We start from the raw sequence: 20,408 nt of genomic DNA on the forward strand, positions 1-20,408 counted from the left end.
TCCGCTCCCCGCTCGTTCTGTTCCGATATTCTTCACTCCTGGTCCGCCCGGCATCACTCCTGGTCCGCCCGGCATCATTTCTGGTCCGCATTTCCGCTGAAATGAAGATAACAAAGAAAAAGACGGGGGACCAGCCCCCGCCTTCCTCCTCCTATGCTGTTCCGGTCACCCTGCATCGTGAAGGTAGGTGCCGGCTTTATCTGCGTGCACATACAAGTGCTGTGTGCGGCGCAGGAAGCGCTTTTCGCGTTTGATGTACCCTTCATTCATAAGCTCTTTCAACGTGGCGCTCGTCGTCTCTCTCGTCGAGCCGATCATCTGAGCCAGGTCCTGGTGCGTTACTTCGAGGTCCACAGACTGCCACTCCTGAAAGCGGCGGCCCTTTTTCTCACTTAGATGAAGAAGGAGGTACAGAAGACGGTACTTCACGCTCCGCAGTGCAATCATTTCCCCGAGACGGATAAGTGCCTGCAGCCGTTCAGAAAGCACCTGCATCACCGCCATCGAGACATCGGGATGATCTATTAAAAACTGCTGAAAATCGTCCTCTTCGATAATGCAGACGGTCGATTCCTGCATCGCCTCGACGGTCGTTCCGCTGTCGGTCAGCTCCAGCTGGGCGGTACGGCCGAAAATACTGCCGTCCGTTAAAATATCGTACGTGAATTCACGGCCGTTTTCCTGGGCCCGGAAAAGCCGAACCTGACCGCTTTTTAATAAATACAGTCGGCTGCCGCCGGAAGCGGGAGCGATGGATTCGCCGGGAGCAAAGGTTTTCATCGTGCTGATCGCATCCACCTGCTTGAGCTGGGAGACAGGAAGGTCCTCCAGAATGTTGATTCCGGAGAGAAGCTGCATTTTATCCATAGAGCGTATCCTCCAGTGCGTAAGGGAGATTACAGGCTGTGTGTTGATGTATCACGTTTTTGCAGGATTTGTAGTACACTGGAATTAATAGGGCTCGTCCCAAGGTTTTAAATCCGAAAGAATGTCAGCGAGCTTTCTGCTCTGCTGGCGGCTTTCTTTGCGCACGGCAATCCGTGCCGGGGCGGAGTCATACAGATACTTTTCTTCATCGGACTCCGGCTCCACCGGCGGGACCGGCGCTTTTTTCCCTTCGTCGTCAAGGGCGACAAACGTCAGGAAACTCGTTGCTGCCAGGCGGCGTTCGCCCGTAAGCAGATCTTCGGCGATGACTTTCACAAACACTTCCATCGAACTTCTGCCGGTGGAGGAGACGTGGGATTCGAGACAGACCGAATCCGTCTGCCGGATCGGGTGGAGAAAGTCGACAGAATCTGTCGATGCCGTCACGCATTCCGTGCGGCAGTGTCTCGCAGCGGAAATCGACGCGACATCATCAATGTCCCGCATCAGTTTGCCGCCGAAAAGGGTATCGTGGTTATTCGTATCCTGGGGGAAAACGCGGCCGGTTTTAATGACCTTCGATTCCCTGCATTTTTTTGCTTCCATAAAAAAGTTCCTCCTTCAGGCATCGTTCTGCTATTTAAGTATATCAGCTTTTTCCTGCAGGCGGGGGCAGAGAGAAAAACCGAGGTGAGATGCGTTGGAAAAACGGGTAATAGGAGCAGTGGATAACGAAACGCGGTGCCGTCATTACAATGGCCCGCTCGACCGGATTGCGCTGAAATGCAGCTGCTGTGATACGTACTACAGCTGTGCTGCCTGCCATGAAGAGCACACCGGACGCGCCTTTCAGCCGATCCCGGAAACAGAAATGCACGTGCCCGCGGTTCTGTGCGGCAGCTGCCAAAACGAAATGACCCCCGCTTCCTACATAAGCTGCGGAGATCAGTGTCCACACTGCCGTGCCCCGTTCAACCCGGGCTGCAAAAACCATTATGCAATGTATTTTTCATGGAAATCAGGAGGAGTCAAATGAAGAGATGGAGTCTGCTCCCGGCGGTGCTGCTGCTTGGAGCGTGCGGAAATAGTGAGAGTGGGACGAGTGCGGAAGCGCTGGAGGAGCTGAGCTGGGAGGAAATCACGGCGGAGGCGGAAGGAAGCGAGGTCCGGATGTACATGTGGGGCGGCGATGAAGGCGTCAACGCGTACATGGACGATGTGATCGCTCCGGCGGTGGAAGAGGAGTACGGCATCGATTTTGAGCGGATCCCGATGGATGCACCGGAATTTCTGTCGCGCCTCATGACCGAGCGTGAAGCCGGCAGCACAGACGGATCGGCCGATATTCTCTGGATCAACGGGGAGAATTTCCGCAATGCGAAGGAAAACGACCTTCTGTACGGATCGTTTGCGGATATGCTGCCGAACATGGAGGAGCATGTGGCGGACGCGCCGTTTGTGGAGAATGATATGGGTATCGACGTCGACGGGATGGAAGTGCCGTGGGGGAACGTGCAGTATGCGTTCCAGTTCCGCGGGGAGGACAATCCTCCGGAGACGATGGAGGAGCTGCTTGCCTGGGCAGAGGAGAATCCGGGCGCGTTTACGTACCCGGACGTGCAGAATGATACCGGGAACGGCTTCGTGCGGCACGTGATTCATTACGTTGCCGGTGATCCGGAGACGGTGTCCGAGTTTGATGAAGCGTGGATCGAGGAAAACGGCGGTGACGTATGGGACGTGCTCCGCACGCTTGCTCCGTCGCTGTGGAGAGAAGGGGAGACGTACCCGAACTCGCTCGAGCAGCAGGACCAGATGTTTGCGGACGGGGAAGTGCAGGCGACGCTCGGATTCAATGAGTACCGTGCGCAGAGCCTGATCGATCAGGGCGTTTTCCCGGAGGAGACGGAAACGGTCGGTCTGTCGTCCGGCTCGATCAGCAGCACGCATTATGTAAGCATGCCGTTTAACACGGGAAATCCGGAGGCGGCGCTCGTCGTCATCAATCATCTGCTGTCGCCGGAGGCGCAGATTGAAAAGCTGAATCCGGAGCGCTGGGGCGAAGGGCATATTCTGGATCCGGAAACGCTCAGTGAGGAGCAGCGGGAGCAGGTGGAAGCCTATGTCGGAGAGGAGATTGTGCCGGCGGAGGATGCGCTTCCCGAGCTTGATGCCCGCTATGTAGACTGGATTCAGGAGAACTGGGAGGAAGAAGTTGTCCAGCCGTAGTGCGTGGCTTCTCCTCGCCCCGCTTCTTCTCTTCATGATGCTGTTTGTCGGGCAGGGGATGTTTAGAGCGGTGCAGGAGAGTCTTGCGTTCGGCGGGGCCGAGGGGATGCTCGTTCATTATGAAACGCTGTTTGCATCGCGTTCCTTCTGGGCGGCTGCCGGCGTCAGTGTATACGTGGCGCTTGTTTCTTCGATCGTGTCGCTCGTCATCGGTCTCGTCATTACACGCACGTTCGTCCGGGTGTTTGCTGTTGATACGTGGAAACTTGCGGCGTGGTTTCCGATGCTCATTCCCCACTTTGTCGCAGCGTACCTCGTGCTGCTCTTTTTTGCCCCGGCCGGCTGGGCAGCATCGGTGCTCGGCACGATGCTGCCGCCGTTTGTGCAGAGCAGCGCCTATACCGGCGTCATTTTAACGTACATATGGAAAGAGGTTCCTTTCGTCATTTTAATGCTGCTTCCTGTGTATCAGGAGCTCGACTGGCGGATGGCGGAGGTGAGCCGGAGTCTCGGCGCCGGTCGGTTTCAGACGTTCCGGCACGCAGAGTGGCCGCATGCCGGTCCGGTGGCAGTCGAGACGGCGCTTATTATGTTCATTTTCATTCTCGGTGCGTTTGAAATACCGGGGCTTCTCGGTGTCACGTATCCAGCTATGCTTCCGGTGCTCGCCTTCGACTGGTTTTACCAGTCCGGATGGAGCGAGCGGCCGCTTGCCCAGGCGATGATGGTGCTTGTTACGGCTGTCTCTCTCGTGCTCGCAGCGCTCGTACTCAGCTGGGTTCGGCGGGGAAGGAGGCGGTCATATGCGTAAACTGCTGCTTCTGCTGCTTCTTGCCATCTTCGTTTTTCCTGTGCTGTTTTTGTTTCTCAAAAGCATCACGTTCTCCTGGCGCTATCCGGACGTGCTTCCCACTGCGTTCAGCATGCGGGCGTGGGAGGCGCTGGCATCGGAGCCGCAGCTGCTTCCGGCTGTCGGGATGACGCTGTTTATCGGCGCGGTTGTCGTCGTACTGAATCTTCTTCTCGGTATTCCGGCGGCGCTGGCGCTCAGCTGGGTCGATTTCCGCGGAAAAGTCGCGGTGGAAACGATCTTTTTCCTGCCGATTCTCGTCCCGGTGCTGGCGATTGCGATGGGACTGCATATTACGATGATCCGTCTCGGCATTGCCGACCATCCGGCAGGTGTGATCCTGATCCATCTGCTGCCGACGCTTCCCTACACGATCCGCGTGCTGCGCGGTGGATTTGACCGGCTCGATCCGGCGTGGATGCAGCTCGGGGAAACGCTTGGTGCAGGGGTGTTCCGGCGTATTGCTACGATCGCCGTGCCGATCATGGCCCCGAGCCTCCGGAGTGCCGCGGTGCTGACGTTCGTTATTTCTCTGAGCCAGTATGTATTGACGGCGATTATCGGTGGCGGGAGGGTGACGACGCTGCCGCTGCTGTACTACCCGTTTTTTAACAGCGCCGACCAGGCGGTGATCGCCGCATTTTCGGTTCTGTTTGCTGTCCTGCCGCTCCTGTTTCTGTTCGTCTGGGAAACGGTCTCGAGCGCAGCCGGACGTCTTCTGCGGCCATAATGAAAGGAAGGAAGCTCCGTATGCTTACACTTGAACATATTGAAAAATCGTTCCATCAGGAAACGGTGCTGCACCCGGTGACGCTTACCGTAACGGCAGGGAATATTTTAAGTATCGTCGGTCCGTCCGGCTGCGGCAAAACGACGCTGCTCCGGTGCGTGGCCGGTTTCTTAAAGCCGGATGGCGGAGAGATGTATCTTGGAGACAGCCGCCTGGATACGAAAAAAGCGGCAGAGCGTCCGGTCGTGCTCATGTTTCAGGATGCGCTGCTGTTCCCGCATTTAACCGTTTCGGAAAATGCCGCGTACGGCCTCCGTCACGGCAGGCGCCGCCTGTCCCGGCCGGAGCGGAAGCAGGAAACCGAAGCGATGCTTTCACGCGTCGGGCTGTGGGAGAAGCGGAACCACTACCCGCGGGAATTGTCGGGCGGTCAGCAGCAGCGTGTGTCGCTTGCGAGAGCACTTCTGCTGCAGCCGGATCTTCTCCTGCTGGATGAACCGTTCAGCAGTCTGGACGCACATCTGCGCCAGGAACTCCGCCTCTGGGTAAGAGACTTTTTAAAAGAGGAAGGAGTGACGGCGCTGTTCGTCACGCATGACAGGGAGGAAGCGGCGATCATGGGCGACCGGATGCTCGTCATGCAGCGCGGGCATGTCCTTCAGGAAGGAACGCCCGAAGACGTGCACAAGCGTCCGGCCGGACCGGATGTCGCGGCGTTTATCGGGGAAGGCATTTATCTGGACGGGACGTACTATCCAGGGTCGTCGCTGGAGGCCGCTTCTGAAGGGGCGGCTGCTGTCGTGGAGCATGCCGTGTACGCCTACGGCTGGACGTTTTACCGGATTCACCTGGAGGCAGACGGGCAGCAGACGGTCATCCGCTCGGAGGAGTCGCTGACCCCGGGGCAGAAACTGGCCGTCCGGCCGAAGGAAGGAGTCTCCGATGATTGATACGAAAGCAAGGCATCTCGTTCAGCCGGTCATTAACAAAAGCGCGGACACAGCACTGAAGCTCGGACTGCACGCCAATCATGTGACTGTTGCCGGATTTGCCGTAGGAATCGGTGCAGCAGGTGCCGTGTATGCCGGCTGGTATATGGCAGGGCTTGCTCTTCTCTGGCTGTCCGGCTTTCTCGACGTAGTGGACGGTACGATGGCCCGGAAAACGGCGCCTTCCAAATTCGGAACAGTGCTTGATATCAGCTTTGACCGGCTCGTGGAATTCGGCATCATTTTTGCACTTGCGATGCGGTTTCCGGACGTCATGTGGCTGCTGCTTCTGCTGACCGGATCCATTTTGTATACGTTCGCCGTTTTCTTAAGCGTCGGTGCCGTAGCGGACGAGGAAAGCGAAAAGTCGTTTTATTACCAGCCGGCACTGGCGGAGCGGACGGAAGGCTTCATTCTGCTGTCATTGATGATTATTTTTGTCGACTACTTGTTTTACATGGCGCTCTTGTTTCTGACGGTGCAGATTATTACGGTGCTGCAGCGGCTGTATCTGGCGCGGAAAATTCTTTCATAAGGAAGAGGTGTTGGACATGCGTGTCCTTTATGTAACGGCCAATCCGAAAAAAGAAGAGCAGTCCTACGGTCTCCGGCTCGGAGGGCACTTTCTCGATTCGCTGCAGACATCGTTCCCGGAAGCGGAGGTCGACGTGCTCGATCTGTTTCAGGTGCCTCTGCCGCTTCTTGGGGAAGGCGAGCTTGCCGCCTGGGAACGCCGTTCGGAGGAAACGGTCACGAATACATGGGTGGAGCAGTTTCTGTCCGCGGACAAGGTCGTTTTCGTGACACCGCTCTGGAACATGGGTGTGCCGTCACCGGTGAAAGCCTACATTGATCAGCTCATTCTGCCTGGACAGACGTTCACGTTTGATGACACCGGGATCCGGGGGCTTCTCCAGGGAAGAGAAATCGTCCACCTGCAGTCGCGGGGCGGCGTGTATTCCAGCGGGAAAATGGCCGCCTGGGAGCACGGGGACAGCTACATCCGCACGATCTTTGCGCTTACCGGCGCCAGCGTGGAATCGATCATCGTCGAAGGAACGAGCACGTACCCCGATGAAGCAGAGGATCGGCTTGAAGAAGCGTGCCTCAGCGTGGATGCACTTGTCCACCGATGGAAGGAAGAAGTGGGACCGGGCTCTGTATGAGCCGGGTCCTTTTCGGTTATTGAGCACGCAGGCATTCGGGCTTTCTTTCGTATGGGTGAGGCGTGTCAGAGTGAAGAAAGCAGCGCACCATTTCCAGGACTTCTCTGGATTACTGCTGCAGCTGAAGACCGCTGCAGCCATCTGCCGGAAAAGAGTACCGGTTCGGCAGCGGCGGAGGGTGGTCCGCGGAGCCTGCTTTTTGCTGCGCCAGGGGGGGAGGATGTTCCGATTTCCGCTTAAGATGGTCCGCTATCACGGAGCTGGTCCGATGGAAGCCTATCCTGTTCCGATACGCAGCCGCCGTGGTCCGGGGAGCCTCCATTCTGGTCCGCAGACTGACGGTGGTGTTCCGCCTTTTTCAAAACTCGGTGAAGGGCCGGCCGGGGAACGTTTCGGCCGGAAGGGGATGGAGGGCTCGTGGCACGATACCTTTCCATTTTGGCACGAAACTGCCGCATCCTGGCACGCGGCGGGCTGCATTTGGCGCGGTATTCTGCCAATGGCACGAACCGTCCGCCCGGTGGCACGAAATGCTCAGACTATGGCACAATCCTGAACAAGATAACCGCTCAGAGCAAAAAAAGCTTCCGGCTGTCCACGATGGACGGCCGGAAGCTTTGTAGTTACTTATTCATGCGGCTGCATTTCGCCGGATTCGATTTCTTCGATGTAGTGGCAGGCGGCGCGGTGGCCGGAAGCCATCAAATCATCGTTTGTGCGGAGTTCGGGATCTTCGTTTTTACACTTGTCTGTCGCAAACGGGCACCGGGTGTGGAAACGGCAGCCGCTCGGCGGATCAATCGGGGACGGAACGTCTCCTTTAAGAATGATCTGCTCTTTTTTCACTGTCGGATCCGGTACAGGAATCGCAGACAGGAGTGTTTTCGTATACGGGTGCTTCGGGTTGTCGAACAGCGACTTCTTATCCGCGATCTCGACGATTTTTCCGAGGTACATCACGAGGACGCGGTCGGAGATGTGGCGGACGACGCCTAAATCGTGGGAGATAAACAGATACGTCAGGTCGAGCTCTTTCTGCAGCTTTTTGAGCAGGTTCAGAACCTGCGCCTGAATGGATACATCGAGTGCGGAAACCGACTCATCACAGATAATCATCTGCGGATCCACGGAAAGCGCGCGGGCGATGCCGATACGCTGGCGCTGTCCGCCGGAAAATTCGTGCGGGAAGCGGTCGATCTGGTGCGGACCGAGGCCGACAGTATCCATCAGCTCTTTAATGCGGTCTTCCTGCTTGTCTTTCGGCACGACACCTTGAATATTCATCGCTTCGCTCAAAATCTGACGGACTGTCTGACGCGGGTTGATGGACGCGTACGGATCCTGGAAAATAATCTGCAGGTTTTTCCGCATTTTCCGCATGTCCTTTTTGGAGAGCGCGAGAAGATCTTTTCCGTCGAATTCGACTTCGCCGCTTGTCGGCTCGTCAAGACGGAGAATAGCACGTCCGGTCGTCGATTTCCCGCACCCGGATTCGCCCACGATACTGAGCGTCTCCCCGGCTTTGACTTCGAACGAGATGTCGTCAACGGCTTTGACGTCGTTGACTTTCCGTCCTAAAATACCGCCTTTGATCGGGAAGTATTGCTTTAAGTTACGTACTTTCAGCAGATCGGTAGTCATCTTTCACGTTCACCTCCGGTCCATTCCACTGATCGGTGTGAATCCAGCAGCGGACTTGATTTCCTTCGCCGAGATCCTCGAGGTCCGGAAGTCGTTCCCGGCAGAGGTCAGTGGCGAATGGGCAGCGCGGTGCAAAACGGCATCCTTCCGGGAGTTCATCCGGGCGCGGCACCATGCCTTTGATTACTTCGAGTTCTTCCTGGTCGATATCGTGGCGCGGCAGGGACTTCAGAAGGCCTACCGTGTACGGGTGCTTCGGGTTGGAAAACAGCGTGTTTACATCGGCATATTCGACAATTTTGCCTGCGTACATGACAGCGACGTAGTCACACGTTTCTGCAACGACGCCGAGGTCGTGGGTGATAAGAAGCATGGACATGCCGAGCTCATCCTGAAGACGGTTGATGAGTCGGAGGATCTGCGCCTGAATCGTCACATCGAGCGCGGTTGTCGGCTCATCGGCGACGAGCAGCTGCGGGTTGCAGGCGAGCGCGATGGCGATCATTGCACGCTGGCGCATACCGCCGGAAAGTTCGTGCGGGTACGCTTTGACGCGGGCCTTCGGAGAAGGAATACCGACAAGTTCCAGCATATCGACAGCTTTCTGCAGTGCTTCTTTCTTCGTTTTCCCCTGGTGGATCTGATACGCTTCGGCGATCTGGTCACCGATTGTATACACCGGATTGAGGGAGGTCATCGGCTCCTGAAAGATCATGGAGATCTGGTTTCCCCGGATATCGCGCATTTCAGCTTCGCTTTTGGCGAGCAGGTCTTCTCCGTTAAACGTGATAGAGCCGCCCTTAATTTTTCCGGGGGATTCAATCAGACGCATAATGGAGAGAGACGTAATACTTTTACCGGAACCGGATTCCCCGACGAGGCCGAGTGTTTTCCCTGCCGGCACGTCAAAATGAACACCGTCAACGGCTTTGATTTCCCCTTTGTGGGTGAAAAAAGACGTCTGCAGGTCATCGACTTTAATAATCGAGTTTGTCGTAGTCACAAGGTTCCCACCTTTCTTCGATGGATAAAAAGCTTCCGGCGTTCCAGCGCAGCACGCGCTGCACTGGAAGATGCCGTTTATTAGTCAAGTTCAATCCGCTTGTTCAGCAGGCGGTAGGAAATATCGACAATGAAGTTAACGAGTACGAATAGAAGGGCAAGGACGAGAACGGACCCCTGAACAATAGGGAAATCACGCTGATTGATCCCTTCCACCACAAACCGGCCGAGGCCGTTAATGGCAAAGACAGTTTCTGTCAGGACAGCACCGCCCAGCAGAACACCGAACTGGAGACCGACAACCGTAACAACCGGAATGAGGGCGTTGCGGAGCGCGTGTTTATAAATAACGTAGCGTTCTTTTACCCCTTTGGCACGTGCGGTGCGGATGTAGTCCTGGTGAATGACTTCGAGCATGCTGGAGCGGGTCATCCGTGCGATGATGGCAGCTCCTGCTGTTCCAAGTGTAATAACCGGAAGGATAACAGCAGCTCCTCCCCATCCGGAAACCGGGATCCAGCCGACAGTCAGACCGATGTATTGAATCAGCATGAGACCGAGCCAGAAGTTCGGCATAGAGAGCCCGAAGAGAGCGACTACCATGATCACCATATCAGAGATCGAGTTGCGGCGTGTAGCGGAAATAATGCCGGCAATCAGTCCCATGAATACGCTCAGAATCGTACTGTATACAGCAAGCTCTACGGTTACCCAGAAGCGGGGTACGATTTCCGCACTGACGTCGCGTCCACTGCGGATGGAGTTCCCTAAGTCCCCCTGCACCGCGTTCCAGACGAAGGAGCCGTACTGTACCGGAAGCGGGTCGTTCAGACCGAGGCGGTCACGTGTCAGTTCCACTGTTTCCGCATCCGCCCGTTCGCCGGCCATAATCTGTGCCGGGTCACCGGGAATTAAGTGCATCATGAGAAAAACAACGAGCGTTACCCCGATTAATACGGGAATCGTTTGAATGAGTCGTCGTATCGTATAAACGAACAAAAGGAATCACCTCTCTTACTTTAAGATTTCAGCTTCGGATCGAGTGCATCGCGCACACCGTCCCCGAAAAGGTTAAAGGCTAAAACAACAAGCGCTATGGCAAGTCCCGGGAAAAGGGCAATGTGCGGGTGATCCCACATATAGTTCCGCCCATCTGCAAGCATGGCGCCCCATTCCGGTGTCGGCGGCGTGGCGCCGAGTCCAAGGAAGGAAAGGCCGGTGGCGGAAAGAACAGCCGTTGCTATAAACAATGTTGCCTGTACGATGATCGGTGACACGATGTTCGGCAGGATGTGCAGAAAAATGATGCGGGCATCGGATGCGCCGAGTGCCCGGACGGCATCAATATATTCGAGTTTTCTGACAGCGAGGGTTGAGCCCCGCACAATCCGGGCGAACACCGGGATGGAGAAGATCGCAATCGCGATAATGACGTTTGTGATGCTTCCGCCGAGAACGGCAACGATACCGAGTGCAAGCAGAATACTCGGGAAGGCAAGCAGGACGTCCATGGATCTCATAATCACTGCATCAATACGCCCGCCGTAATAACCGGAAATAATACCGAGAAATACCCCAACGGTTCCACCGACAATCACGGATGAGATACCAATACGAAGTGTGATGGACATACCATGGACGAGCCGGGTGAAAATATCGCGTCCGTGGTGGTCGGTGCCGAACCAGTATTCTCCGGAAGGGCCCTGCAGTCTGTCGGAGACATTCGGCATGTTCGGGTCGTTCGATGTGAGCCATGGACCGACGACAGCGGCTACACAGAAAAAGATGATGAGAAACCCGCCGGCCATCGCCAGCCGGTTCTGGCGGAGTTTACGCCAGACGTTCTTGAAATTTTCGATCTGTGGATTGATACGCTTTTTCTCCACAGTAGAAGCACTGACAGTTGTATCAGCCATACAAATAACCTCGCTTTCTTTATGGATAGTCTGAATGACGACTCACTACAGCAGTATAAAAAAGAGCGGATACTTCCTAATTATAGAAGTACGCACCTTTACACCGATACGCAAAAATTATATCATTCCCACATTTTTTCACAAGACCTATTTGCAAAATCGTATATATTTTCACAATATAATGATTCAACTCCTCCCACTAGTTCCATAAACTAGAAAAAGTAATGTTAGAAACGCTTACAAACACGTGATGTACTGAACAAATACGCCTCATTGACAGAAAATACAGAAAACTATTCCGGGCAAATAATTGCTGAATATAATAATTTTGTGAAAATTCTACTTGTTTTTTATGTCTGACTATTGTAAATTGAGATAGAGCAACATTTGTAAAATGATGAATTTTTAAGGGGGAAATATCTATGCTGAAAAGCCGTACACTGAAAGCGGCGCTTCTGTCCACAGCTGCAGTCATGACATTCACTGCATGTGCCAGCGAGCCGGAAAATGATGGTGGTACCAACAACGCACCGGCGGACAACGCGGAAAACACGGAAAACACAGACGCTGATACAGAGGAGCCTGCAGACAACGAGGAAGGCGGAGAAGGAAATGCCGCTGAAGACGTAGAAGCCGAGGAAGCAGGCGATGACGAACTCGTTATCTCTACACTTTCCGACATTGAAGCACTGGATCCGCACGGTTCCAATGACGTTCCATCCTCTACTGTCCAGGAGCCGATTTATGAAACGCTTCTGAGCCAGAGTGAAGAGATGGAGCTTGAACCGCTTCTGGCAACAGAGTGGGAAGCAACAGAAGATAATGTCTGGTCCTTCACACTCCGTGAAGATGTAACATTCCATAACGGTGATGAGTTTAACGCAGAGGCTGTTAAAGCAACATTCGACCGCGTACTTGATGAGGAAGTCGCTTCCCAGCGTGCATTCCTTTACGAGATGGTGGAAGAAGTCGTTGTTGTTGATGACTATACAGTTGAATTCCATACAGAATTTCCATTTGCACCACTTCCATCCCACCTGGCACACTCCGGTGGCGCAATCATGAGCCCGACAGTGATTGAAGAAGACTATGCACAGATGGAAGACGGCGGACAGCCGGGCGATTACATTAACGAAAACCCAGTCGGTACAGGCTACTTCGAATTTTCCGAGTGGAACCCGGGCTCTGAAGTCGTTCTTACTAGAAACGACGACTACTGGGGAGAAGCTGCAGGAGTTGAATCTGTTGTGTTCCGGGTTTCTCCGGAAGACCTGACTCGTATCGGTGAGCTGGAGACAGGCGCAGCGGACATCATTTTCCCTGTAAGCCCGAGTGACATGGACCGTGTCGAGGACATGGAAAATGCGTCTCTTTACACACAGGAAAGCCTGAGCCTTTCCTACATCGGTTTCAACATGCAGAAAGAGCCGTTTGACGATGCACGTGTCCGTCAGGCTGTATCCATGGCAATCAACAAGGACGACCTTCTTGAAGGTGTACTTGAAGGTACTGGTACACCAGCAGTAGGACCAATCGGCGAGAACGTATTCGGCTACTCTGACGCTGTCGAGGGTCTTGAATACGATCCGGAGCAGGCGCAGGAGCTTCTTGCGGAAGCAGGCTACGAAGATGGCTTTGAAACAACGATCTGGACAAACGACAACCGTGAGCGTATGGACGTAGCTGAACTCGTTCAGGCACAGCTTTCCGCAATCGGTGTTACTGCAGAGATCGAAGTTCTTGAGTGGGGCGCGTACCTTGACTCCACTGCTGAAGGTGAGCACGACATGTTCATCCTTGGATGGGTCACAGTAACAGGGGATGCAGACTACGGTATGTATGCACTGTTCCACTCCAGCCAGCAGGGTGCTGCAGGTAACCGTTCCTTCATGGAGAACGCAGAGCTTGACCAGCTTCTTGACGATGCCCGTCAGGAAACAGACGAAGCAGCGCGTGAAGACCTCTATGAGCAGGCAATGGAAATCCTTGTAGAAGAAGCGCCAATGCTCTACCTCTACCACACAGACTACCTCGTTGGTCTGAGTGACGATGTAGAAGGCTTCTGGAAGCATCCAAACGGCCTTTACCAGCTTCAGGATGTAACAAAGAACTAATCAGGTAAAAACAGCACGCCGCGGGGATATCTCCGCGGCGTGTTTTTTTAACGAATAAGAATGTATAAAATCCAAAGCCTCTTCCAAGCAGGCATGCCAGGGGTTGCAGCATTTCAAGCCGTTGTTATATTCATCGTTACTTTCTATTGATGGAGCTTCTCCGCTTTTCGGCAGAAGCTTGCCGTGGGCTTGTCTTCAGCTATTTCTCATGGCCTGCGCCCTGAGAAAGGATCTTCAGACTGCGCTTGATCCCACCGGCGTCTCTGCCGAACGCTCCGAAGCGCAGTAAAATAGAGGTGAAATACGAAGAATTCATAGCAGAAAAAATGTTTATAAGGTAATGATGGTCTCTTCCAATTTGATTGAATGACAGCATTTCTGCGCAAAAGGGATCGCTTCTAGCAAGTGTTTTTTTCTACCTGCCGAAACCGGAGGCCGTCGACTCCGGGAGGATCCGAACGAGGCGAAAATCCATTCCTTCAGACGGAAGGAGGAAGGAATTAGTTGAGCCCGTTCCCTCCGGAACGCGTACGGCTGCAGGTGCAGGCAGAAAGCTGGAACCTATTCAACAAATCTCTCTTTTCTTTTAAGACCAGGCGGTTTCTGCCTGGTTTATTTTATGATTGTTATTTCCCGGGAAATGACAATCATAAAGGTATGTAAGCGTTTGCTTTAAAAACAGCTGCTTCCGTTGGGGGAGTAAGGTTGCCGAGGTCCGGCATCTCTAGTATACTAACGATATGTACTTATGTGGTGTTCATTTGTTCGCCAAGTAAAAACACAGGAAGGGATTTGATCATGGTCAAGGTAGTGAAATTCGGAGGCAGCTCTGTCGCGGATGCGGCACAGTTTGCGAAAGTGGCATCGATTGTGGAAGCGGACCCGGAACGGCGGTTCATCGTCGTTTCCGCGCCGGGGAAGCGCTTTTCAGAAGATATAAAAACAACGGACCTTCTCATCGCTCTGGCCGAGCAGGTGATGGAGGGCGGCGTAAATGAAGACTATGCCCTGCAGCAGGTAGTGGAGCGGTATGAAGCCATTGTGGCAGAACTTGATCTGGAGCGGACGCTTCTGGATGACCTTAAAACACAGCTGGAGTCGCTGATCTCTTCCTACCGTGAGGACGGCCCCCGGCTGATGGATGCGCTGATGGCAAGCGGTGAAAACGAAAACGCTAAACTGATGGCTGCCTATCTGCGGAAGCGCGGCAATACAGCGTCGTATGTGTCTCCCGAAGAGGCAGGAATGATGGTAACGGGTGATCCGGGAAATGCCCGGATCCTGCCGGAATCCTACGATCAGCTGATCCGGCTGCGTGAAAAAGAGGGGCTGATGGTGATTCCGGGATTTTTCGGGGTTTCCAAAAACGGCCACATCGTCACGTTCCCGCGGGGCGGATCGGATATTACCGGCTCAATCGTCGCAGCCGGTGTGGAAGCATCGCTGTATGAGAACTTCACGGACGTAAGCTCCATCTATTCGGTTAATCCGTCGCTCGTGGATCACCCGCATGAAATGGATGAGCTGACGTACCGGGAAATGCGGGAGCTGGCGTATGCCGGATTTTCCGTTTTTCATGACGAAGCGCTCCAGCCGGTTGTCGCGAAAAAAGTACCGGTCTGTATTAAGAACACGAATGATCCTGAAGCGCCGGGTACGCACATCGTCTCCGACAGGGAGCAGCGCGGCCTTCCGGTGATCGGAATCGCAAGCGATGAAGGCTTTGTGACGATCAATCTAACGAAATACTTAATGAACCGGGAAGTCGGCTTCGGCATGAAGCTGCTGCAGATTCTTTCCGAAGAAGGTATTTCGTTTGAGCACACGCCTTCCGGGATTGACAATATGTCCGTCATTCTGCGTGAAGAATATTTGTCGGACGAAAAGGAAGCACGTATTCTTACCAGAATTAAGAGCGAGCTGGACATTGAAGATGTGACTGTGGAGCGGGATCTCGCCGTCGTTATGGTTGTCGGCGAAGGGATGGCCTCTACTGTCGGTGTTGCAGCAAAAGCCACTGCAGCTCTTGCCGGCGCCGGGGTCAACATTAAGATGATCAACCAGGGATCTTCCGAGGTGAGCATGATGTTCGGTGTCAATGCCTCGCAGGCAGATCTCGCGGTCAAAAGTCTGTATGAAGCCTGCTTTGAGAAAGAACCGCAGAGCTGAGATAGAAGAAAGCCTGCCTGTCACCGTTGACAGGCAGGCTTTCTCTGTACGAAATGCATTTAGAAAGGCGGCAGCTTATTCGTCATCGAGTTTTTGTACGTAGACCGACACGCTGCCGCCGTCTACGTGAAATTCGGCGCAGCCGTTTTCGTCGATTTCCACGGGCTCGCCCCAGTTGCCGGTAATGTCATGCCATACCTCTCCGGCACGGTGTTCACCGACGCACATTTCTTTCGAGCCCGGCTCGCCGTTGGTCATAATGACGGCACAGCCGGAGTTTTCCATCGTGTCATCGCCGAAGCGGACCCAGCCGATCGTATTGCAGTGATCAAAATAGTTCTCCTGATCGCCGTAGGCAAAATCTCTTCGTGCGGCAAGGAGAGGGTCGATCATGTCTTTCTTTCCTTCGATGCCCGGCTCCTCGATGCCGTAGTAATCGCCGTAGAAAACACACGGGTATCCATCTTTATGAAGCAGAATCGCGGCATAAGCAAGCGGTTTGAACCAGTCGTCCACCCAGGACTCGAGCGCTTCGCCCGGCTGGGAGTCGTGGTTGTCGACGAATGTGACAGCGTTCAACGGGTGCTTGCCGACGAGCGTATCGTCAAACAGCGTGCACATGTCAAATTCCTCGCCCTGTTGGGAGGCTTCATGGAATTTGTAGTGCAGCGCTACGTCAAACAGGTCGATGCTGTACTCGACATATTCCAGGAAGGACTCCATTGCTTCAAGGTCCTGGTGCCAGAATTCGCCGACAAAATAGAAATCCTCTCCGTGCACTTCGCGCATTTCATTCAGGAAGTCTGCGATGAACAGATGGTTGATATGCTTTATCGCATCGAGGCGGTAGCCGTCAAACCCGTGGGAGTCGGCGAACCATTTTCCCCACCGCATCGCTTCTTCACGCACTTTCGGGTGATCGTAGTCGATATTGGCAAACATTAAGTAATCGTAATTGCCGAACTCATCGTCCACGTGGTCATTCCAGTCTTTGTGCTCTCCGAGAATGCGGAAAATCCCATCGCGCTCTTCGGCAGCGTCGTAATCGGTGCCATTGAAGTGATAGTAGTGCCAGACAAAGTCGGAGTGCTTTCCGTCCCGTCCCGGGAAATCGAACATCGTCCAGCCTTCGATATCAAACGAATCGCTGATAACAGTCGTGCGGTCATCCGGATCGACTTCAACGACGGCAAACGTTTCGGTCCCATCGGCGCCCGCTTTGTGGTTCATGACGACGTCGGCATACACATGAACATCGTTGTCATGACAGGCGGCGATCGCTTTTTCCAGATCTTCACGCGTCCCGTATTTGGTTCGTACCGTGCCTTTCTGGTCGAATTCACCGGTATCATAGCCGTCGTAGATACCGTATCCGTTATCCTCCTGGGAAATGGCTTTCGTCGGCGGTGGAATCCACACCGCATCAATGCCGGCTTCACGCAGAGCTCCTGCCTGATCTGCCAGACGGTTCCAATGGTCCCCGTCATTTGCCACGTGCCATTCAAAAAACTGCATCATCGTATTGTTTCCGTAGTGTTTCGCCATCGTACTCCCCCTCAATTTTTCACAGCATGACACTCTATTCCCCGCAGGAAGAATGTGAAACAGGAAACATACGGATAATTAACGCCATTCGTAAGGCGTCTGCTGGTACACGTAGTAGTTCAGCCAGTTGGAGAACAGCAGGTGGGCATGAGAGCGCCAGCGGTTCATCGGCGCCTCGCTCGGATCGTTATTCGGAAAGTAGTGTGCCGGAATCTGCACGCTTAGTCCGCGGTCGAGATCACGCTCGTATTCCTCCTTCAGCGTTACCGTATCGTACTCCAGGTGACCTGTTGCCATGATGTGCCTGCCGTTTCTGGACATCATAAGAAAAGGCCCTGCTTCCTTGGAGGAGGCAAGCAGCAGTAAGTCCTCGTGCTCTTCCGGTGCTTCAATGGAAATATTCGTGTGGCGGGAGTGCGGTGCGATAAATTCGTCGTCAAACCCGCGCAGCAGCTCAATGTTTCTCATCGCCGGGTCAATCCGGTGGCGGAAAATACCGGAGCATTTCTGTTCAAGCGGAACTTTGTTGATGCCGTACAGATGATAAAGCGCCGCCTGTGCGCCCCAGCAGATGTGGAGGCTGGACGTCACGTTCGTTTCCGCCCAGTCCATGATCCGGGTGATTTCATCCCAGTAGAGCACATCTTCAAAGGTAAGACGCTCAATCGGTGCACCGGTGATGATCATGCCGTCGAACCGCTTGTCCTTTATCGAATCGAAATCGGTATAGAACGCTTCCAGATGGGAGCGGCTCACATTCTTTGGCTCGTAGCTCATCGTCCGTAAAAACGTAATGTTCAGCTGCAGTGGAGAGTTGCCGAGAAGGCGGAGCAGATGCGCTTCCGTTTTCTCTTTCTCCGGCATCAGGTTTAAAATCACGATATTTAACGGACGGATGTCCTGCATCGTCGCCCGCTCGTCTTCCATGACGAAAATATTTTCCGTTTCCAGCACGTCTTTTGCCGGCAGGTTTTTTGGTACATTAATAGGCACTGCGTGTCCACCCTCCCCTTATCGCGCAAAATTCTGATAACTTCTATTATAACAACTGGAAGGAAATCTACAATCATTTTCTCTTATTGTAAGCGCATGCATTTTTCCGGGTGCTGTACGCCCTTCTTAAAATCACTTATAATGTACGGAGACTACGGAAGGGGAGCGACATACATGGAACGAAAACTGTTGTTTTTTGACATCGATGGGACACTGCTGGATGAAGAAAAAAAGCTTCCGGCATCGACGGAGCAGGCTATTCAGGAACTGCAGCAGGAAGGTCACTATACGGCGATTGCGACGGGCCGGGCACCGTTTATGTTTGAACGTCTCCGCAGGCAGCTGAATATTGAAAGCTTTATCAGCTTCAACGGATCCTACGTGGAGTTTGAAGGGCGCGCTGTCAGGAAGGTGCCTCTGGATGAAGCAGAGCTGCAGCGGCTGACGCATCATGCGACAGAAAACGATCACCCGGTCGTGTATCTGGACCACCGCAACATGAAAGCGAATGTACCGCATCACCCTCACATTGAGAAAAGCCTCGGATCTCTGAAGTTTGATCATCCGGAGTTTGACGATACGTATCTTCATAACCGGGACATCTATCAGTCCCTGCTTTTCTGTGTCGACGGGGAAGAAAAAGAATATGAGCAGGAGTTCGGCAAATTCGATTTTATCCGCTGGCATGAAGTATCGACGGACGTTCTGCCGTCCGGCGGATCGAAAGCACTCGGGATCGAAGCTGTGATGAATGAACTCGGTATGCAGCGCGACGACGTGTACGTGTTCGGCGACGGCCCGAACGACGTGGAAATGCTTGAGTTCACGAAAAACAGCGTAGCGATGGGGAACGCCGTGCCGCAGGCAGCAGCTGCTGCAAGCCACCACACGGACCACGTCGGCGAAAACGGCATTGCCAACGCGCTGAAAGCTTTCGGTCTGATTAAGTAGTATTGAGTTTTCGGTCATCTTTCCGTACAATAGAAGAGGACTTCCGGCACCATGCCGGATTCTGACCCTGTAGCTCAGCTGGATAGAGCAACGGCCTCCTAAGCCGTAGGTCGGAGGTTCAAATCCTCTCAGGGTCGCCATATTATGCAGGTACTTCCCCGGGGAGACCGGGGAATGAATAGGAGCAACGGGCAGCCGCATATTTACTGCGGCTGTTCTTTTTTGTAGGGTAAGAATGTATAAAATTTAAAGCCTCTTTCAAGCAGTTATGCCAAGGGCTGCAGCATTTCAGTGTTCTGTTCCATTTAACGTTTGTTTTTGTTGATAGAGCTTCTCCGCTTTTCGGCAGAAGCCTGCCGTGGGCTTGTCTTCCAGCCGGGCGCTGTCTGCACGGCTGCAGCGCATGAGCGGAGCCGGCCTATGGTTTAAGGCGCAGGGCAGCGATCTTCTGCCATGCGGCGCGGCCGCGCGGAGCCATGCTTCTTCAATCGAAGCATTGTCCAGCTGCAGCGCCCTCTCTGGTTCCTTCACCCCTGCCGAAGAAAGCGAAGAGCAGCTTTCGTCGGCAGGGCCTCCAGGACGGCTCGCTCGTGACCAGGGCGCTTCCGCTTTTCAAATTCCCTCCGGAACGCGTACGGCTGCAGGTGCAGGCAGGAAGCGGGAACCTGTTCAACAAACCTCCCTTTTCTTTTAAGTCCAGACGGTTTCTGTCTGGTTTATTTTATGGGGCCCGGCTGGCGGAGGACCTGGTCCGCTTTTGTTTAATAGTGGTCCGGCAGAGGCCGAAAGGTGGTCCGCTGAGCGCAGATTCTGGTCCGAGTTGAGACGCCTGGTCCGGCAGACCGCGGTCGTGGTCCGTTTTCCCGTGGTTCTGTTCCGCTGGAGACCGCTTCTGGTCCGAAAGCACGCAGCGTTGGTCCGCGGTTTTTCAGCATGCAGGTTCTCCGCCATTCCAGTGAGTCTCCAATCAAACAACTGCCGCTGGCAGTGCTTTTTTCGAACCTGCTTCGGAGAAATGCAGCGGAGATCAAGGATCGCCACGGCGGTGTCCAGGATCGCCACACCGGCATGTCAGACCGCCACGGGCTGGATAAAGATCGCCATACAAAGGGGCGATCGCCACGCGGAAGCAGAACACCGCCACACTGGGAACAGAGATCGCCACGGCAGGGGGGAACACCGCCACGTGCTGGACGAAGACCGCCACGAAACCGAAGAAAGCTGCCAAAAAGAAAGCCGGCTCTGC

Annotated in this window: 19 protein-coding genes and 1 tRNA gene; 11 read left to right on the forward strand and 9 right to left on the reverse strand. The window is 54.1% G+C overall.

The window, feature by feature from the left end:
- Positions 1–165: 165 nt before the first annotated feature.
- Positions 166–867 carry a Crp/Fnr family transcriptional regulator gene (locus C6I21_RS04510; RefSeq protein ID WP_105958250.1) on the reverse strand — a complete coding sequence of 234 codons (702 nt, stop codon included), beginning with the start codon at positions 865–867 and terminating at the stop codon, positions 166–168.
- A gap of 84 nt (positions 868–951) precedes the next feature.
- Complete coding sequence (locus tag C6I21_RS04515) at positions 952–1,473, reverse strand: acyl-CoA thioesterase (RefSeq protein WP_105958251.1); 522 nt, start codon at positions 1,471–1,473, stop codon at positions 952–954.
- Positions 1,474–1,591: 118 nt separating this feature from the next.
- On the opposite strand from C6I21_RS04515, the gene C6I21_RS04520 reads away from it, so the two are divergent.
- From C6I21_RS04520 to C6I21_RS04550, 7 genes are read left to right on the forward strand one after another with little or no spacing between them, the layout of a single operon-like run.
- Positions 1,592–1,903, forward strand: a complete 312-nt coding sequence (locus C6I21_RS04520; RefSeq protein WP_210200631.1) for a CHY zinc finger protein — start codon at positions 1,592–1,594, stop codon at positions 1,901–1,903.
- Positions 1,900–3,096, forward strand: coding sequence for an ABC transporter substrate-binding protein (locus tag C6I21_RS04525; protein ID WP_105958253.1), 1,197 nt, complete (start codon positions 1,900–1,902; stop codon positions 3,094–3,096). Before C6I21_RS04520 ends, C6I21_RS04525 begins: the two co-directional genes overlap by 4 nt.
- Positions 3,083–3,907: an ABC transporter permease gene (locus tag C6I21_RS04530; RefSeq protein ID WP_245411538.1), complete on the forward strand. Its 825-nt coding sequence runs from the start codon at positions 3,083–3,085 to the stop codon at positions 3,905–3,907. The genes C6I21_RS04525 and C6I21_RS04530 overlap by 14 nt, the downstream gene beginning before the upstream one ends.
- Positions 3,900–4,676 carry an ABC transporter permease gene (locus tag C6I21_RS04535; protein WP_105958254.1) on the forward strand — a complete coding sequence of 259 codons (777 nt, stop codon included), beginning with the start codon at positions 3,900–3,902 and terminating at the stop codon, positions 4,674–4,676. Before C6I21_RS04530 ends, C6I21_RS04535 begins: the two co-directional genes overlap by 8 nt.
- A 20-nt stretch (positions 4,677–4,696) precedes the next feature.
- Positions 4,697–5,626 (forward strand): ABC transporter ATP-binding protein, encoded by a 930-nt coding sequence (locus tag C6I21_RS04540; RefSeq protein ID WP_181186088.1) that lies wholly within the window; start codon positions 4,697–4,699, stop codon positions 5,624–5,626.
- Positions 5,619–6,200 carry a CDP-alcohol phosphatidyltransferase family protein gene (locus tag C6I21_RS04545; protein WP_105958256.1) on the forward strand — a complete coding sequence of 194 codons (582 nt, stop codon included), beginning with the start codon at positions 5,619–5,621 and terminating at the stop codon, positions 6,198–6,200. Before C6I21_RS04540 ends, C6I21_RS04545 begins: the two co-directional genes overlap by 8 nt.
- A 16-nt stretch (positions 6,201–6,216) precedes the next feature.
- On the forward strand, positions 6,217–6,831 hold the full coding sequence (locus C6I21_RS04550; RefSeq protein ID WP_105958257.1) for an FMN-dependent NADH-azoreductase: 615 nt from the start codon (positions 6,217–6,219) through the stop codon (positions 6,829–6,831).
- Positions 6,832–7,458: 627 nt separating this feature from the next.
- Here C6I21_RS04550 and C6I21_RS04565 read toward each other — a convergent pair.
- From C6I21_RS04565 to C6I21_RS04580, 4 genes are all read right to left on the reverse strand, one after another.
- Positions 7,459–8,472 carry an ABC transporter ATP-binding protein gene (locus C6I21_RS04565; RefSeq protein ID WP_105958260.1) on the reverse strand — a complete coding sequence of 338 codons (1,014 nt, stop codon included), beginning with the start codon at positions 8,470–8,472 and terminating at the stop codon, positions 7,459–7,461.
- Positions 8,444–9,475: an ABC transporter ATP-binding protein gene (locus tag C6I21_RS04570; RefSeq protein ID WP_105958261.1), complete on the reverse strand. Its 1,032-nt coding sequence runs from the start codon at positions 9,473–9,475 to the stop codon at positions 8,444–8,446. Before C6I21_RS04570 ends, C6I21_RS04565 begins: the two co-directional genes overlap by 29 nt.
- A gap of 80 nt (positions 9,476–9,555) precedes the next feature.
- Complete coding sequence (locus C6I21_RS04575; RefSeq protein WP_105958262.1) at positions 9,556–10,473, reverse strand: ABC transporter permease; 918 nt, start codon at positions 10,471–10,473, stop codon at positions 9,556–9,558.
- Positions 10,474–10,493: 20 nt separating this feature from the next.
- On the reverse strand, positions 10,494–11,390 hold the full coding sequence (locus C6I21_RS04580) for an ABC transporter permease (RefSeq protein WP_105958263.1): 897 nt from the start codon (positions 11,388–11,390) through the stop codon (positions 10,494–10,496).
- Positions 11,391–11,812: 422 nt separating this feature from the next.
- Between C6I21_RS04580 and C6I21_RS04585 the strand changes: the two genes are divergently transcribed.
- Both C6I21_RS04585 and C6I21_RS04590 read left to right on the forward strand, forming a co-directional pair.
- Positions 11,813–13,504, forward strand: coding sequence for a glutathione ABC transporter substrate-binding protein (locus C6I21_RS04585; protein WP_105958264.1), 1,692 nt, complete (start codon positions 11,813–11,815; stop codon positions 13,502–13,504).
- 798 nt (positions 13,505–14,302) lie between these two features.
- A complete protein-coding gene (locus C6I21_RS04590) occupies positions 14,303–15,673 on the forward strand; it encodes an aspartate kinase (RefSeq protein ID WP_105958265.1) in 1,371 nt (456 codons plus the stop codon).
- A gap of 75 nt (positions 15,674–15,748) precedes the next feature.
- On the opposite strand, the gene C6I21_RS04595 is transcribed toward C6I21_RS04590, so the two are convergent.
- Together C6I21_RS04595 and metA are read right to left on the reverse strand one after the other, a co-directional pair.
- On the reverse strand, positions 15,749–17,218 hold the full coding sequence (locus tag C6I21_RS04595) for an alpha-amylase (protein ID WP_245411539.1): 1,470 nt from the start codon (positions 17,216–17,218) through the stop codon (positions 15,749–15,751).
- A gap of 78 nt (positions 17,219–17,296) precedes the next feature.
- Entirely contained in the window at positions 17,297–18,211 is a 915-nt protein-coding gene (gene metA, locus C6I21_RS04600) for a homoserine O-acetyltransferase MetA (protein ID WP_105958266.1), read from the reverse strand.
- Positions 18,212–18,385: 174 nt separating this feature from the next.
- Between metA and C6I21_RS04605 the strand changes: the two genes are divergently transcribed.
- Both C6I21_RS04605 and C6I21_RS04610 read left to right on the forward strand, forming a co-directional pair.
- Positions 18,386–19,162, forward strand: a complete 777-nt coding sequence (locus tag C6I21_RS04605) for a Cof-type HAD-IIB family hydrolase (RefSeq protein WP_105958267.1) — start codon at positions 18,386–18,388, stop codon at positions 19,160–19,162.
- A gap of 63 nt (positions 19,163–19,225) precedes the next feature.
- Positions 19,226–19,302, forward strand: a tRNA-Arg gene (locus tag C6I21_RS04610).
- A 148-nt stretch (positions 19,303–19,450) separates the two neighbouring features.
- Here the strand turns inward: C6I21_RS04610 and C6I21_RS16155 are convergent.
- On the reverse strand, positions 19,451–19,693 hold the full coding sequence (locus C6I21_RS16155) for a hypothetical protein (protein ID WP_142393209.1): 243 nt from the start codon (positions 19,691–19,693) through the stop codon (positions 19,451–19,453).
- Positions 19,694–20,408: the final 715 nt, after the last annotated feature.

The organism is Alkalicoccus urumqiensis (assembly GCF_002993335.1).
Classification (GTDB): domain Bacteria; phylum Bacillota; class Bacilli; order Bacillales; family Salisediminibacteriaceae; genus Alkalicoccus; species Alkalicoccus urumqiensis.

What these genes read in the sequence shown, in the direction of transcription:
- C6I21_RS04510 (WP_105958250.1), bottom strand. Translation starts at nt 867, where the DNA reads ATGGATAAAATGCAGCTTCTCTCCGGAATCAACATTCTGGAGGACCTT.
- C6I21_RS04515 (WP_105958251.1), bottom strand. Translation starts at nt 1,473, where the DNA reads ATGGAAGCAAAAAAATGCAGGGAATCGAAGGTCATTAAAACCGGCCGC.
- C6I21_RS04525 (WP_105958253.1), top strand. Translation starts at nt 1,900, where the DNA reads ATGAAGAGATGGAGTCTGCTCCCGGCGGTGCTGCTGCTTGGAGCGTGC.
- C6I21_RS04535 (WP_105958254.1), top strand. Translation starts at nt 3,900, where the DNA reads ATGCGTAAACTGCTGCTTCTGCTGCTTCTTGCCATCTTCGTTTTTCCT.
- C6I21_RS04540 (WP_181186088.1), top strand. Translation starts at nt 4,697, where the DNA reads ATGCTTACACTTGAACATATTGAAAAATCGTTCCATCAGGAAACGGTG.
- C6I21_RS04545 (WP_105958256.1), top strand. Translation starts at nt 5,619, where the DNA reads ATGATTGATACGAAAGCAAGGCATCTCGTTCAGCCGGTCATTAACAAA.
- C6I21_RS04550 (WP_105958257.1), top strand. Translation starts at nt 6,217, where the DNA reads ATGCGTGTCCTTTATGTAACGGCCAATCCGAAAAAAGAAGAGCAGTCC.
- C6I21_RS04565 (WP_105958260.1), bottom strand. Translation starts at nt 8,472, where the DNA reads ATGACTACCGATCTGCTGAAAGTACGTAACTTAAAGCAATACTTCCCG.
- C6I21_RS04580 (WP_105958263.1), bottom strand. Translation starts at nt 11,390, where the DNA reads ATGGCTGATACAACTGTCAGTGCTTCTACTGTGGAGAAAAAGCGTATC.
- C6I21_RS04585 (WP_105958264.1), top strand. Translation starts at nt 11,813, where the DNA reads ATGCTGAAAAGCCGTACACTGAAAGCGGCGCTTCTGTCCACAGCTGCA.
- C6I21_RS04590 (WP_105958265.1), top strand. Translation starts at nt 14,303, where the DNA reads ATGGTCAAGGTAGTGAAATTCGGAGGCAGCTCTGTCGCGGATGCGGCA.
- C6I21_RS04595 (WP_245411539.1), bottom strand. Translation starts at nt 17,218, where the DNA reads ATGGCGAAACACTACGGAAACAATACGATGATGCAGTTTTTTGAATGG.
- C6I21_RS04605 (WP_105958267.1), top strand. Translation starts at nt 18,386, where the DNA reads ATGGAACGAAAACTGTTGTTTTTTGACATCGATGGGACACTGCTGGAT.